Source organism: uncultured Algibacter sp. (assembly GCF_947487575.1).
Taxonomy (GTDB): Bacteria; Bacteroidota; Bacteroidia; order Flavobacteriales; family Flavobacteriaceae; genus Algibacter_B.
This window is the reverse complement of sequence record NZ_CANKXG010000001.1, coordinates 69,024-85,265: the sequence shown is the minus strand read 5'-3', so window position 1 is coordinate 85,265 and position 16,242 is coordinate 69,024. Positions and strand designations below refer to the sequence as shown.

9 protein-coding genes are annotated in these 16,242 nt (G+C 34.9%); all 9 read left to right on the top strand.

Annotated elements, in window-relative coordinates:
• Positions 1–22: 22 nt before the first annotated feature.
• The 9 genes from Q0870_RS00335 to Q0870_RS00295 all read left to right on the top strand — a co-directional run bounded on the left by Q0870_RS00335 (position 23) and on the right by Q0870_RS00295 (position 16,239).
• Positions 23–3,118, top strand: coding sequence for a TAT-variant-translocated molybdopterin oxidoreductase (locus Q0870_RS00335; protein WP_298550059.1), 3,096 nt, complete (start codon positions 23–25; stop codon positions 3,116–3,118).
• Between the two features lie 28 nt (positions 3,119–3,146).
• Entirely contained in the window at positions 3,147–4,889 is a 1,743-nt protein-coding gene (nrfD, locus tag Q0870_RS00330; RefSeq protein ID WP_298550058.1) for an NrfD/PsrC family molybdoenzyme membrane anchor subunit, read from the top strand.
• Positions 4,890–4,898: 9 nt separating this feature from the next.
• Positions 4,899–5,429, top strand: coding sequence for a DUF3341 domain-containing protein (locus tag Q0870_RS00325; protein WP_298550056.1), 531 nt, complete (start codon positions 4,899–4,901; stop codon positions 5,427–5,429).
• An 8-nt stretch (positions 5,430–5,437) separates the two neighbouring features.
• Complete coding sequence (locus tag Q0870_RS00320) at positions 5,438–5,989, top strand: cytochrome c (RefSeq protein ID WP_298550055.1); 552 nt, start codon at positions 5,438–5,440, stop codon at positions 5,987–5,989.
• Positions 5,990–6,011: 22 nt separating this feature from the next.
• Positions 6,012–7,376: a quinol:cytochrome C oxidoreductase gene (locus tag Q0870_RS00315; protein WP_298550054.1), complete on the top strand. Its 1,365-nt coding sequence runs from the start codon at positions 6,012–6,014 to the stop codon at positions 7,374–7,376.
• 29 nt (positions 7,377–7,405) lie between these two features.
• Positions 7,406–8,479 (top strand): cytochrome c oxidase subunit II, encoded by a 1,074-nt coding sequence (locus Q0870_RS00310; protein WP_298550053.1) that lies wholly within the window; start codon positions 7,406–7,408, stop codon positions 8,477–8,479.
• Between the two features lie 29 nt (positions 8,480–8,508).
• Positions 8,509–10,299, top strand: coding sequence for a cbb3-type cytochrome c oxidase subunit I (locus Q0870_RS00305; RefSeq protein WP_298550052.1), 1,791 nt, complete (start codon positions 8,509–8,511; stop codon positions 10,297–10,299).
• Between the two features lie 233 nt (positions 10,300–10,532).
• Positions 10,533–15,251 (top strand): gliding motility-associated C-terminal domain-containing protein, encoded by a 4,719-nt coding sequence (locus Q0870_RS00300; protein WP_298550050.1) that lies wholly within the window; start codon positions 10,533–10,535, stop codon positions 15,249–15,251.
• Positions 15,252–15,276: 25 nt separating this feature from the next.
• Positions 15,277–16,239, top strand: coding sequence for a type IX secretion system membrane protein PorP/SprF (locus Q0870_RS00295; RefSeq protein ID WP_298550049.1), 963 nt, complete (start codon positions 15,277–15,279; stop codon positions 16,237–16,239).
• Positions 16,240–16,242 lie beyond the last annotated feature (3 nt).

Genomic DNA, 16,242 nt, shown 5'->3' with positions numbered 1-16,242 from the left:
AGAAGTAATTCAATTATATAATATGTCATCAAACAAGAAATACTGGAAAAGTGTTGAAGAGCTAAACGAAAACAGCTCTATTGTTGAGACGCTAAAACAAAACGAGTTTGTAGCAGAGATTCCTACTGATGAATTTTTAGGTGATAAAGAAACATTAGAAGAAACATCTACTACGCGTCGCGATTTCTTAAAATATGTAGGATTTAGTACGGCTGCGGCTTCTTTAGCGGCTTGTGAGGGTCCTGTGAAAAAATCAATACCATACATAGTACAACCAACAGAGATTATTCCAGGTGTTGCCAATTATTATGCCACTTCAATTGCTGATGGATTTGATTTTGCTAGTGTTTTAGTAAAAACCCGAGAGGGGCGTCCAATTAAAATTGAAAATAATACGCTTGCTGCTACCAATGGTAATGCAAATGCTAGAGTTAATGCTTCGGTTTTAGGATTGTATGATAGCTTAAGAGTTCAAGGGCCAAAAAAAGCTGGTGAGTCTATTTCTTGGAGTGATTTTGATGCTGAAACTTCTGAGAAATTAACAAATATTGCTGCGGCTAATAAAAACATTGTGTTATTAACACAAACGTTTGCTAGCCCATCTACAAGTAAGTTGATTTCTGAATTTAAAGAAAAATATGGTAACGTTAGTCATGTAGTTTATGATGCTGTTTCAGAATCTACTGCACTTGATGCATACCAAGCTAAATATGGGGAACGGGCATTGGCCAATTACGATTTTGCTAAAGCAATGACCATCGTTTCTGTTGGTGCAGATTTCTTAGGAGATTGGCAAGGTGGTGGATTTGATTCTGGGTATTCTAAAAATAGAGTGCCGGATCATGGTAAAATGTCTAAGCACATTCAGTTTGAGTCTAATATGTCTTTAACTGGAGCGAATGCTGATAAACGTGTACCGTTAACACCAACACAACAAAAACTAGCTTTAGCTAAATTATATAGTTATGTTGTAGGAGGTTCTGTTTCAGGAACGTTGCCTGTTAACATTGACGATGACCTTAAAAAGGCAGCCTCTCAACTTAAAAAAGCTGGGAGCAAAGGTTTAGTGGTTACAGGAATTCAAGATGTTAACGCACAAACAGTTGCTTTAGAAATAAATGAAGCTTTATCAAGTAAGGCTTTTGATAAAGCATCTCCAATAAAAACAAGACAAGGTAGCGATGTTGCTGTGGCGAGATTAGTTGGTGATATGAAAGCAGGACGTGTTGGAGCACTTATAATGAGTGGAGTAAATCCGATTTATACCTTGCCAAATGCTTCAGATTTTGCTGAAGGATTGAAAAAAGTAGAATTATCTGTGGCGTTTTCCATGAAAGCAGACGAAACGTCTTCGGAAGCGCAATATATCGCAGCAGCACCACATTACCTAGAATCTTGGGGTGATGTTGAAATCAAGAAAGGACATTATGGTTTAACACAACCAACAATTCGTCCTTTATTTGATACCAGACAATTTCAAGAAGCTTTATTAAAATGGACAGGAAATGATGTTTCTTACCATGATTATATTAAAGAAACTTGGGGAACTGGAATTTTAAGTGGAGGTTCTTTTAATAAAGCATTGCACGATGGTGTTTTTGTTGGAACAATTGCTACTGAAACTGAAGAAACTTCAAATGCTGAAGAATCAGCTGAAGCGCCTTCAGGAAATGCAGCTAGAGCCTTAGCAGCTTCTGCAAAAACGAATTCAGAATTAGAATTAACTTTATATACCAAAGTAGGTATGGGTGATGGGCAACAAGCCAACAACCCATGGTTACAGGAATTTCCTGACCCTTTATCAAGAACATCTTGGGATAACTACTTAACCATTTCAAAGGCTGATGCTGATGCTAAAGGGTTAACCAATACACACGTTGCAAATGGTGCATTGAATGGTAGTTATGCTAATGTAACTGTAAGTGGAGCAACATTAAAAGTTCCAGTAATGATTCAACCAGGGCAAGCAAAAGGTTCAGTTGGATTAGCACTAGGTTACGGAAAAACATTAGGTTTAAAAAGCGAAATGCAAACTGGCGTTAACGCTTATGTATTTTATCAAAACTTTAATGCGGTTCAAGATGTAACGATTGAGTCAGCTGGTGGTGAGCATGAATTTGCATCGGTGCAGTTACACAATACCTTAATGGGTCGTGGAGATATTATTAAAGAAACAACTTTAGAAATATTTAATACTTCGGATAGAAATGTATGGAATAAAGTTCCAACAGTTTCATTAAATCATGAAGAAACTCCAGTTACTTCTCCAGATGTTGATTTATGGGATGAATTTGATCGTTCAATTGGGCATCACTTCAACTTATCAATCGATTTAAATGCTTGTACAGGATGTGGGGCTTGTGTTATTGCTTGTCATGCTGAAAATAATGTACCTGTAGTTGGTAAAACTGAAGTACGTCGTAGCCGCGATATGCACTGGTTACGTATAGATAGATATTATTCATCTGAAGAATCTTTTGAAGGTGATAACAGTAAAAAAGATAATATTTCTGGATTAGGAAGCTCATTAAGTGAGTTTGGTGAAATGGAAAATGCATCTGAGAATCCTCAAGTAGCATTCCAACCTGTAATGTGTCAGCATTGTAACCATGCACCTTGTGAAACAGTTTGTCCTGTGGCAGCAACATCACATGGTCGTCAAGGTCAAAACCATATGGCATATAACCGTTGCGTAGGTACAAGATATTGTGCAAACAACTGTCCTTATAAAGTACGTCGTTTCAACTGGTTCTTATATAACGGAAATGATGAGTTCGATTATCATATGAATGATGATTTAGGACGTATGGTATTAAATCCTGATGTTGTAGTACGTTCTCGTGGTGTGATGGAAAAATGTTCTATGTGTATTCAAAAAACACAAAAAACTATTCTTGATGCAAAACGTGATGGACGTGAAATCAAAGATGGTGAATTCCAAACGGCTTGTTCTGCTGCTTGTAGTAATGGCGCAATGAGTTTTGGAGATATCAATGACAAAGACAGTAAAGTTGCAAAACTTTTAAAAGATGACCGTATGTATCACTTATTAGAGAGTGTTGGTACTAAGCCTAATGTGCAGTATCATACTAAGGTGAGAAATACAACTGAAGCATAAATTTAATTAAAGAATCAATTATATAATTATGGCGTCTCATTACGAAGCACCTATTAGAAGACCCTTAGTTACAGGCGAAAAATCATACCACGATGTTACTGTGGATGTTGCAGCACCTGTAGAAGGAAAAGCAAATAAGCAATGGTGGATAGTCTTTTCTATAGCACTTGTAGCTTTCCTTTGGGGAATCGGATGTATTTTATACACAATATCTACAGGTATTGGAACTTGGGGTTTAAACAAGACCGTAGGTTGGGCTTGGGATATTACTAACTTTGTTTGGTGGGTTGGTATTGGTCACGCAGGAACACTTATTTCTGCTGTACTTTTACTTTTCCGTCAAAAATGGAGAATGGCAATTAACCGTTCTGCAGAAGCAATGACAATTTTCTCGGTTGTGCAAGCAGGTTTATTCCCAATCATTCACATGGGCCGTCCTTGGTTAGGATACTGGGTATTACCAATTCCAAACCAATTTGGTTCGTTATGGGTAAACTTTAACTCGCCTTTACTTTGGGATGTATTTGCAATTTCAACGTATTTATCAGTATCATTAGTATTCTGGTGGACTGGTTTATTACCTGATTTTGCTATGTTACGTGATAGAGCTATTAAACCTTTCCAAAAGAAAATATATTCATTATTAAGTTTCGGATGGTCTGGTAGAGCAAAAGATTGGCAACGTTTTGAAGAAGTTTCATTGGTTCTTGCTGGTTTAGCAACACCTTTAGTACTTTCTGTACATACTATTGTATCGTTTGACTTCGCAACATCAGTTATTCCTGGTTGGCATACAACAATTTTCCCACCATACTTTGTTGCTGGTGCGGTATTCTCTGGATTTGCTATGGTAAACACGCTTCTTATTATTATGAGAAAAGTGTGTAACCTTGAAGATTATATTACAGTACAACACATCGAGTTAATGAATATAGTAATTATGATTACTGGTTCTATAGTTGGTGTGGCATATATTACCGAGTTATTTATTGCTTGGTATTCTGGTGTAGAATATGAACAATACGCCTTCTTAAACAGAGCAACTGGCCCTTACTGGTGGGCATATTGGGCAATGATGACTTGTAACGTATTCTCTCCACAATTTATGTGGTTCAAGAAATTAAGAACAAGTATCATGTTCTCATTCTTTATCTCTATTGTAGTAAATATAGGAATGTGGTTTGAGCGTTTTGTAATCATTGTAACCTCGTTACATAGAGATTACTTACCATCATCATGGACGATGTTTTCGCCTACGTTTGTAGATATTGGAATTTTCATCGGAACAATAGGATTCTTTTTTGTATTATTCTTATTATACTCAAGAACGTTTCCTGTTATAGCTCAAGCGGAAGTAAAAACAATTTTGAAATCTTCTGGCGAGCGTTATAAAAACATTAGAGAAAGAGGTGATAGTTTAGTAGGAACAGGTTCTGATGCAAGAACATCTGGTAATGCAGTTGCTAAACCTGCTGCAAAAGCTAAAAAGGGAACACCTTCAACTGATGATAATTCAGCAAAAGTGAGTAACTTGTTAGGAAGCATTGGTGCTTTTGATGCTGCTACTCAAACTGCTGATGATTTAAAGAAGATTAGTGGTGTTGGACCTAAAATGGAGGGCGTACTTAATAGTATTGGTATTTATACCTTCCTTCAAGTTAGTAAGATGACAAAAAAAGAATATGATTTGTTAGACTCAATTACTGAATCTTTCCCAGGAAGAGCAGAACGTGATGATTGGGCAGGACAAGCTAAAAAATTAATAAACTAAACATAGTCAATGGAAGCTTCAAAAGTTATTCACGCTATTTATACCGATGATGATATTTTAATGTCGGCCGTTAAAAAGGTTAAGGCAGATAAACATCACATTGAAGAGATATACACACCGTTTCCGGTTCACGGACTAGACAAAGCTATGGGGTTAGCACCAACACGTATTGCTATTACAGCATTTATGTACGGTTTAGTTGGTTTAACAGTAGCCATTTTGATGATGAATTTTATCATGATTGAAGATTGGCCACAAAACATTGGTGGTAAACCAAGTTTTAGCTACATAGAGAATATGCCAGCTTTTGTACCAATTATGTTTGAGCTTACAGTATTTTTTGCCGCTCACTTAATGGTAATTACATTTTACTTGCGTAGTAGAATGTGGCCTTTTAAGAATGCTGAAAATCCAGACCCAAGAACTACTGATGACCATTTTTTAATGGAAATAGCAGTTCATGGTAATGAAAAAGAACTTGAAAGTTTATTAGCAGAAACAGGAGCAGTAGAAATTAATTTAGTTGATAAAGCCCATTAATAAATACTATGAAGAGCTTAATTAAAATATTAGTAATAGCAGTTGTTTTAGTTGCAGTGTCTTGTAAAAAAGATACAGCACCAAACTATCAATTCATGCCTAACATGTATGAGTCTGCTGGATATGAAACTTATGGTGAAGCTGCATTTTCTAATGGAGTTGAAGCACAAATTCCAGCTGAAGGTTCTATCCCAAGAGGTTTTGTTCCTTTTGATATCGAGAATTCAACAGCAGGATATGAGTTAGCAAAAGCGACTTTAAAAAGCCCGCTTGATTCTACTCAAGTAGATTTAGAAAGAGGAAAAGAACTTTATAATATTTACTGTGGTATTTGTCATGGTAATAAAGGTAAAGGACAAGGAAACCTAGTTAAGCGTGAAAAAATTCTTGGTATTCCAAGTTATGATGACGCTGGTAGAGCTATAAACGAAGGAAGTATTTACCATACTATTTATTATGGTAAAAACGCTATGGGATCTTATGCTAACCAATTGAATGAAGAAGAACGTTGGCAAGTAGTTTCTTATGTGTTAAAGTTAAAAGCTGATTTAGAAAAGTAAGATTGATAAGATTATTATAGATATGTATACATTTTCAAATAAATTAAAGACATTTTCTTTCATTCTAATGATTTTAGGAGCATTGGGTGTTGGTTATGGTTTTATGACATCTCATAAATCTTTTGAAGAAGTTGAGCACTTGCTTGCAGAAGAATCACATCACGGTGGAGGACATGGTGAAGAAGTGGCTCATGCTGCTACTAGTCATGATGAACATGCAACTGATAAGCATGATGAAAGTCACGCAGAAACTGCTCATGCCAAAGTTGATGAACACGCAAAACACATTGAACACGTTCAACACCAAATTGCAAATAGACCTTGGTCTGCATTATATGTTGCGGCATTTTTCTTTATGATGATTGCATTAGGGGTTTTAGCATTTTATGCGATACAAATTGCATCACAGGCTGGTTGGTCTCCTGTACTGTTTAGAGTTATGGAAGGTATGACAGCATACTTATTACCAGGGGCTTTAATAGTTTTAGGAATAGCAGCTGCATCTCATTTCATTGGGCATAACAATTTGTTTATTTGGATGGATCCAGAAGTAGTAGCACACGATAAGCTTATAGCTGGAAAGACAGGATGGTTAAATATCTGGGGTTTCATTATTAGAGGACTTATATTTATTGGAGGATGGGTTGCATACCGTCAATTTTCTAGAAAATTTTCTATTGCTCAAGATACAGCTGAAGATAAAAGTAACTTTAAAAAGTCATTCCGTATTTCAGCGGCATTCTTAGTATTCTTTATTTATACAGAATCTATGATGTCTTGGGATTGGATAATGAGTGTAGATCCTCACTGGTTCTCAACATTATTTGGATGGTACGTATTTGCTAGTATGTTTGTAAGTGGTATTACTGTTATAGCTTTAATTACTATTTATTTAAAATCTAGAAATTATTTAGAGTTTGTAAATGAAAACCATTTGCATGATGTTGCTAAATTTATGTTCGCCTTCAGTATTTTCTGGACATACTTATGGTTCTCACAATTCATGTTAATATGGTATTCTAATATTCCTGAAGAGGTGACATATTTTGTAACACGTTTCCAAGATTATAAATTGCCTTTCTTAGGCATGGTAGTCATGAACTTTGTATTCCCAATACTAATGTTAATGAATGCCGATTACAAACGTATTCCTTGGTTTGTTGTTATGGCAGGATTAGTCATCTTATTCGGACATTATATTGATATTTTCAATATGATTATGCCTGCTACTGTAGGTGATAGATGGTTTATAGGAATTCCTGAAATAAGTTCAGTATTGCTTTTCGCTGGGTTATTCATATTTGTAGTATTTACAGCTTTAACAAAAGCACCATTGCTTGTAAAAGGATACCCTTTTAGAAAAGAAAGTGAAGAATTTCATTATTAATTAGATATAAATAAAGACGAACGATACCAATGACTGCTTTATTAACAATTATAGTTTTAGTATTTATTTTAATTGCCATTTGGCAAATGGTTAAGATTTTCGATTTAGCTCAAGCTAAAAACGAAAGTACTACCCCTGGGGTAGCAACCGATAAGGATAATACATTAAATGGTTATTTAATGATGGGCTTTTTAGCTTTCATTTATCTCATAACTATTGTGTGTTTCTTAAAATGGGGTGATTTACCTTTAATGTCGAATTCAGCGTCTGAGCATGGGCCAACTATAGATAATCTAATGATTATATCTATGGTTTTAATATTCTTTGTTCAAACTTTCACCCAGTTTTTATTACATTATTTTGCATATAAATATAAAGGTGAAAAAGGAAAAAAAGCTTTGTTCTTTGCTGATAACAACAAATTGGAAGCTATATGGACTATTATTCCCGTTATTGTTTTAGCAGGATTAATTATTTATGGATTGAGTACATGGATTAACATCATGGGTGTTGACGAAAGTGATGATCCATTAGTAGTTGAATTGTACGCACAACAATTTAACTGGAAAGCTAGATACGGAGGTGCAGATAATACATTAGGAAAAGCAAATGTTCGTTTAATTGATATTGATCGTGCTAATATTTTGGGATTAGATGAATCTGACCCGAATGCTCAAGATGATGTTATTACTAACGAACTACATTTACCAGTTGGTAAACCTGTATTATTTAAAATGCGATCACAAGATGTTTTGCATTCAGCTTATATGCCACATTTTAGAGCACAAATGAACTGTGTACCTGGAATGATAACGCAATTTGGTTTTACACCTACAGTAACAACTACTGATATGCGTCAAACACCACAAATGGTTGAAAAAGTTGAAAACATTAATAAAATTAGGGTTGAAAATAGTAAAAAGCTCATCGCTAAGGGAGAAGATGCTTTAGAGCGTTATGAGTTTGATTACCTATTGCTTTGTAATAAAATTTGTGGAAAATCACACTACAACATGCAAATGAAAATTGTAGTAGAATCACAAGAGGAATATGATGCTTGGATTGCCGAACAAAAAGAATTCAAGAACTCTTTAGTTAACTAATTTAAAAAAGATAAACACGATATAAGATTATGTCAGCACACGCAGATAACCACGTACACGACGACCACGGACATCATCATAAAGAAACGTTTGTAACTAAATATATATTTAGTCAGGACCATAAAATGATTGCTAAGCAGTACTTAATTACAGGTACTATTATGGGGGTTATTGGGGTTATAATGTCAATGATGTTTCGTATGCAAATCGCATGGCCAGAAGAACCTAATGTGCTATTTGAGGCATTATTAGGTAAATGGGCGCCAGGTGGTGTTATGGATGCAGATATTTATTTAGCATTAGTGACCATTCATGGTACAATCATGGTATTCTTTGTACTTACAGCGGGGTTAAGTGGAACATTTAGTAATCTATTAATTCCATTACAAATTGGTGCACGAGATATGGCATCTGGTTTCTTAAACATGGTATCGTATTGGTTATTCTTCTTATCAAGTGTAATAATGGTTATTTCATTATTTGTTGAAGCAGGACCAGCTTCAGCAGGATGGACTATATACCCACCATTAAGTGCATTACCAATGGCACAAGGTGGTTCAGGTATGGGTATGACTCTGTGGTTGGTATCTATGGCAATATTTATTGCTTCTTCTTTACTGGGGTCATTAAACTATGTAGTTACTGTAATAAACTTGCGTACTAAAGGGATGTCTATGACAAGACTACCTTTAACTATTTGGGCTTTCTTTGTAACAGCTATTATTGGTATTATTTCATTCCCAGTATTATTATCTGCAGCTTTATTATTAATCATGGATAGAAGTTTTGGAACTTCATTCTTCCTATCTGATATATTTATTCAAGGTGAAGTATTGCACTATCAAGGAGGATCGCCTGTATTATTTGAACACTTATTTTGGTTCTTAGGTCACCCAGAAGTATATATTGTAATCTTACCAGCAATGGGTCTGGTTTCTGAAATTATGGCATCGAATTCGCGTAAACCTATTTTTGGTTATCGTGCAATGATTGCTTCTATATTAGCGATTGCTTTTCTTTCGACAATTGTATGGGGACACCATATGTTTATTTCTGGAATGAATCCATTCTTAGGTTCTGTATTTACATTTACAACGTTATTAATTGCAATTCCATCGGCTGTGAAGGCCTTTAACTGGATAACAACACTCTGGAAAGGTAATCTACAAATGAACCCTGCCATGTTATTCTCTATTGGTTTTGTATCAACATTTATAACTGGTGGTTTAACAGGAATTATATTAGGGGATAGTGCTTTAGATATTAATGTACACGATACGTATTTTGTTGTAGCGCACTTCCACTTAGTAATGGGTATATCTGCACTTTACGGAATGTTTGCTGGGATTTATCATTGGTATCCAAAAATGTTTGGACGTATGCTAAATAAAAATCTTGGATATATTCACTTCTGGATTACTGCAGTCTGTGCTTATGGAGTGTTCTTTCCTATGCATTTTATAGGTATGGCAGGATTACCACGACGTTACTATACTAACAGTAATTTTCCATTATTTGACGACTTGGCTAATGTGAATGTAATAATTACCATATTTGCTTTAGTAGGTGGAGTAGTTCAAATAGTTTATTTGTACAATTTCTTCAGTAGTATTTTCTTTGGAAAGAAAACAGTTCAAAACCCATGGAAATCTACTACATTAGAATGGACAGCACCTGTTGAACACATTCATGGTAACTGGCCAGGAGAAATTCCTCATGTATACCGTTGGGCTTATGATTATAGTAAACCAGGCCATGACGTTGATTTTGTACCGCAAAATATTCCTTTAAAGGACGGAGAAGAAGAACTTCAACATTAATTAAGAACATATTATTACTCTTACATATTTGAAACCCACCTATTTTAGGTGGGTTTTTCTGTTTAAATGCGTATTTTTTCGATAAAATGTAAAATAGTTTGTAAAAACTCGATGAAATACAAAAAAATCAGTTAAATTGCATACGTAATTATTTCAATATTTATCTTATAACTATAAATTTTAAGATATAATTGTTTTAAAGCTATTAATAATAAGTTTTTAAATTTTCAACTATGAAAACCAAACCTACTCGAAGGAATGCTTTAAGCTATGCATTTTTTTATGTGTTGTTATTTGGGATGACCTATTCAGGATTTTCTCAATGCCCAACAGTAACTAACCCAAGCCCGCCTCCTATTTGCGATGCTTCTGGCTATACGTTTAACGATTTAAATGCTTTTGCTACCGATCTGGGCAGTGGTATTGTATGGTATGATATGTTAACTGGAGGAAGCCCGTTTAACCCAAATGAATTAGTTCAAGAGGGTGTTTATTATGCCGATGATAACTCTGGAACTTGTGGAGTTAGAGCCTCAGTAACAATAGACTTTACAATTGATTCTTCATCACGAATTTTAGATCGTGTGTATTGCAGTAATCAAAATGCTACCTATCAAGTTTATATTGATGAAGTTTTATTGACTAGTATTCCTTCTGGTGGCTCAGTAGAAATTTATACTGATGTTGCATTAACAAGTCAAGTAATTTCTACAGATGTTATATCAAGTAGCACTGTAAATCATTATATTATATTTGTTGATAATATTGGATGTAAAAGTCAAATAGAGAGTTCTAGAATAGTAGTAAGTAATTCTCCTAGTGACCCTACACCTCCTAGTAATCAGGAATTTTGTTCTGATACAAATCCAACAGTTGCAGAATTAAACCCAGGTACTATAGATACTTATTTTTGGTATGAAAATTTAGATGTTTCTGGAGATCCAATTCCACCTTCTTTATCACCTTCAGATCTTTTATCAAATGGGACTTATTATGTTCAAGTTGATAGTTTTGTTTGTGTTAGTGACCCTGTGGCAGTTATAGTTTCAATTGATGACCCTGTTAACCCAGGAACATCAAGTACATTAGAATATTGTAATGATAGCTTACCAGTTTCAAATTTTGATTTATTTGATGAATTAGGAGGGCCAAAAGACACAACTGGATCTTGGTCAGGGCCATTAACAACTACAAATGGACATAACGGTACAGTAAATATTTCAACATTAACAACGGCAGGAATTTATACTTTCACATATACAGTTCCGAGCAATGGTGTTTGTCCTGATGGTGTTTCAACTGTAACCATTACAGTTTATGAAACACTTTCTTCAGGAACTCCTTCAGCAGTAAATCCAGCATCGTTTTGTGAGTCAGGATTACCAACGGACTTTGATTTATTTACATTAATAGAAAATCATGACCCTGATGGACAATGGACACAAGGTACTTCAAGTACAGATCCAGTAGTTACATCTCCAATAGATTTAACTACAGGTGCTTTTACACCAGGAATATATAATTTTACATATACACAAAATATATCACCTAATCCATGTCCAGAAGAATCTACAACAGTACAAATTATTGTACTTCAAGATCCGGATGCAGGGAATGCTTTAAATGATGAATTTTGTGAAAACGATTTAGCCTCAAATTCACCATACAATTTATTTGACGCATTAGACGGCTCTCAAGATAACAATAGTGGTACTTGGACAGACTCAAGTAATAATACTATTTCTAATTCTTTAGATCTTACAATACTAACAGTAACTGGCAGTCCTTATACATATAATTATACAATTGATAATGGGGTATGTTCTGATACTGAACCAATAACAATAACTATTGAACCTGCACCAGAGTCTGGAACAGCAAACACACCAGTAGAGTTTTGCGAAGGTACTGCACCAGCAAGTTTTGATTTATACAGCTTAATAGAAGGAGAAAGCGGAACAGGAGTATGGACAAATAATACAACATCTGCAATAGTGCCAGATCCTAGTAATTTAGATTTATCTAGCTATACAGACGGTACTTATGATTTTACATTTGATATTGACCCAATAGATTCATGTGACGATGTTGATGTTATAGTAAGTATTATTATTAACCCTTTACCAAATACAGGCACACCAAACAATCCACCACCATTTTGTGAAAACGACCCAGCCTTAAGTAATACAAGTTTTGATTTGTTTTCATTGTTAAGTGGTACTGTTGATTCAGGAGGAACTTGGACTGATGATAGTACTAATCCTATATCAGGAGCATTAACCGTCAATACATTAGATTTAAGTCAATTAGTAGTTGATACCTATAATTTCACATATAGTATAACAGATGCAAATGATTGTACAAATAGTTCAACCGTTGCAATAATTATCGAAGAAGCACCAGAATCAGGAACACCAGTAGCAACTTTTCCAGATTATTGTGTAGGTTCGGCACCAGCAAGTTTTGATTTATACAGCTTAATAGATGGAGAAAGCGGAACAGGAGTATGGACAAATAATACAATATCTGCAATAGTGCCAGATCCTAGTAATGTAGATTTATCTGGTTATACAGATGGGACTTACGATTTTACATTTGATATTGATCCTATAATGTCATGTGACGACGTTGATGTTGTAGTAAGTATTATTATCAACCCTTTACCAAATGCAGGTACAGCAGATAATCAAACGTTTTGTGAAAATGACCCAGCCTTAAGTAATACAAGTTTTGATTTGTTTTCATTGTTAAGTGGTACTGTTGATTCAGGAGGTCAATGGTATACAGGTGTAGATAATTCAGGAACAACAATTACTAATATTATAGATTTATCAGTATTAGGCCTAGGGAATAATCAATATACTTATGAAGTTATAGATTCAAGCATGTGTAGCAATACAACAACGGTTGGTATTCTCATAGAAGATGCCCCAGAATCAGGAATAGCAAATGCCCCAGTTGAATTTTGTTTAGCAGAAATAACAACAGGTCAAACGTATAATTTATTTGATTTATTGACTGATGAAGACCAAACTGGAACGTGGAATGATGATGATGCTTCAGGAGCATTATCGGGTAATACGGTTACTTTAGATGGTCTTGTAACAGGAACATATGATTTTACTTATGATGTTGATGCTATTGACTCTTGTGATGACGTAAACGTAACAGTAAGTATTATTATTAATGATACGCCGGCACCTACAGCAGTAACTCCACAAGAGTTTTGTGATACCGCAACTGTAGCCGATTTAGTTGCTACAGGAACAACCATTCAATGGTATGATGCAGACACAGGAGGCAATCTTTTAACAGATACTACAGTTTTGGTTGATGCTCAAATTTATTATGCATCTCAAACTGATGCAACAACAGGATGCGAATCTTCAATAAGAACTGCAGTAACAGCATTTATTTATCAAACACCGAATGCAGGAGGTCCAAACGCAACACCAATTGTTGCGTGTAATGATTCTACAATAGATTTAACTATTGGTTTAGACGGTACTGAAGATACTGGCGGAACATGGTATGAAGGTTCAGATAATTCTGGAACAGTAATAGTAGACCCAACTATGTATGATGTTACAGCTTTAAGTGCTAATAATTATCAATTTACTTATTATATAATAGCTTCAGCGCCATGTGTTGATGCTAGTACGACAATAACTGTTACTATTGAAGAGCCGTTAGATGCAGGAACAGATGGTACGCCACTGAACCTTTGTAGCAATAATGGAACGGTAAATTTATTTGACCAATTAGGTGGTACTCCTGAAACTGGAGGGTCTTGGAATCCAACTTTAACTAATTCTGGAATTTTTGACCCTTTAATAGATGCACCAGGAACATATACCTATACATTAGAAAATTCTTGTGGAACTTTTAGTAGTGATATTAATGTTGCAGTAACTCTTGCACCAAATGCAGGAAGCGATAATACCGCTCCAATTTGTGTTATTGATGGTATTACAGATTTATCTACATTTTTAAGTGCAGATGCGCAAAGTGGAGGAACATGGACTTTTAGTGGTACAGGTGTTACCGACCAATTTAACCCAAGTATTGATCCAGCTGGAGTTTATACTTATACAGTTTTTGCATCAGGACCATGTTCAACAGATTCAACTGCCGAAATCACAGTTATAGTTAATGATACACCAACCCCGACAGTAACAAATAATAATCCTGAATTTTGTTTAGTTGATAATTCTATTGTTTCGGATTTAGAAAGTTTAGTTAGCTCAGCAGGAACTATAAACTGGTATGAAGATGCCGCTTTAACCTTTCCTTTAGCAGGCACCGAAGCTTTGGTAGATGGAGAAGATTATTATTTAACGCAAACTAATAGTACAGGATGTGAGTCTTCATCAGAGCAAATTAATGTTACGATTAACGATACCCCAACCCCAACATTAGATGACCCAACTTTAGAGTATTGTATCAATGACAATCCTACTATTAGCACGTTATCGTCAAATATTGCAGAGCATGACAGTGCTTTAGGTAATCTAAGGTGGTATGATACATTAACAGGAGGTTCAGCTTACTCAGAAAGTGATTTGTTAACCAATATTACGTATTACGTTGCATTGGTAGACCAAGTAACTGGTTGTGAAAGTAGTATACGTTTAGAAGTTATTCCAGACCTAACCGCTTGTGGTAAATTAGAAATTCCAGATGGATTCTCTCCAAATGCAGATGGCGTAAACGATACATTCGATGTAGATAATCTAGCCATTTTATTTCCAAACTTTGAAATGGAAATTTATAATAGAAATGGAAATATTGTTTATAAAGGAAATGCGAATTCACCGCGATTTGATGGAACTTCAAATCAATCAAGAGTCATTTCAAAAGGCAATTTACCAGTAGGAGTGTACTTCTACATTTTCAACTTCAATGATGGCGAAAATAAACCAGAACAAGGACGCTTATACTTAAGCAGATAGTTTATATAAAGCAAAATTTAAAAACATGAAAAATTTAAATATATATCATAAAATAGCTGCTTTGTTAAGTATAATGATACTGTCTTTTCAAGGTAACGCTCAACAAGATCCTCAATTCACTCAATATATGTATAATATGAGTGTTATTAATCCGGCTTACGCTACTGCGGAAGAAGGGATATTAAATATAGGAGGACTTTACAGAACGCAATGGGTTGGCATTGAAGGTGCTCCAAAAACAGGAAGCTTTTTTGCTCATACACCTATTAACGATAAAATTGAGATGGGAATCTCATTTACCAATGATAACATAGGTGATGTCGTAAACGAAAATAACATATATGCAGATGTTGCATATGTGTTACCAGTAGGTATAGAAAGTAAAATATCTTTTGGTATAAAAGCAGGTGTAACACTTTTTGATACCAATTTTAATGGATTTCAATTGCAATCTGGAAACGTAAATAATGGACTGGATGTTGCTTTCAACGAAAATACTAGTAAAGCCTTTCCAAATTTAGGTATTGGTGCTTTCTTTTTTACAGATAATTATTATTTAGGGTTATCGGCACCAAACATGCTTTCAACAAAGCATTTGGAAGATGAAAGCGGAATTATAGCAACTGGTGTTCAAAATGTACACTACTTTTTAACCGGTGGATATGTTTTTGATATTAATAAAAACGTAAAACTAAAGCCAGCATTTATGGCAAGAGGTGTAAAAGGAGCTCCGATGGCTATTGATGTTACGGCAAATGTGTTAATTAATGAAAAACTAGAAGCTGGTTTAGGTTATCGTTTAGATGATGCTATAAGTGCTTTAGTAAACTTTAGAATTACACCAGAGCTTAGAATAGGTTATGCTTATGATTATACAACTACTAACTTAGGTGATTTTAATTCAGGGTCACACGAAATATTCATTCTGTTTGATGTCGATTTATTCGGATTTAAAAGTGGATATGATCGTTCACCAAGATTCTTCTAACAA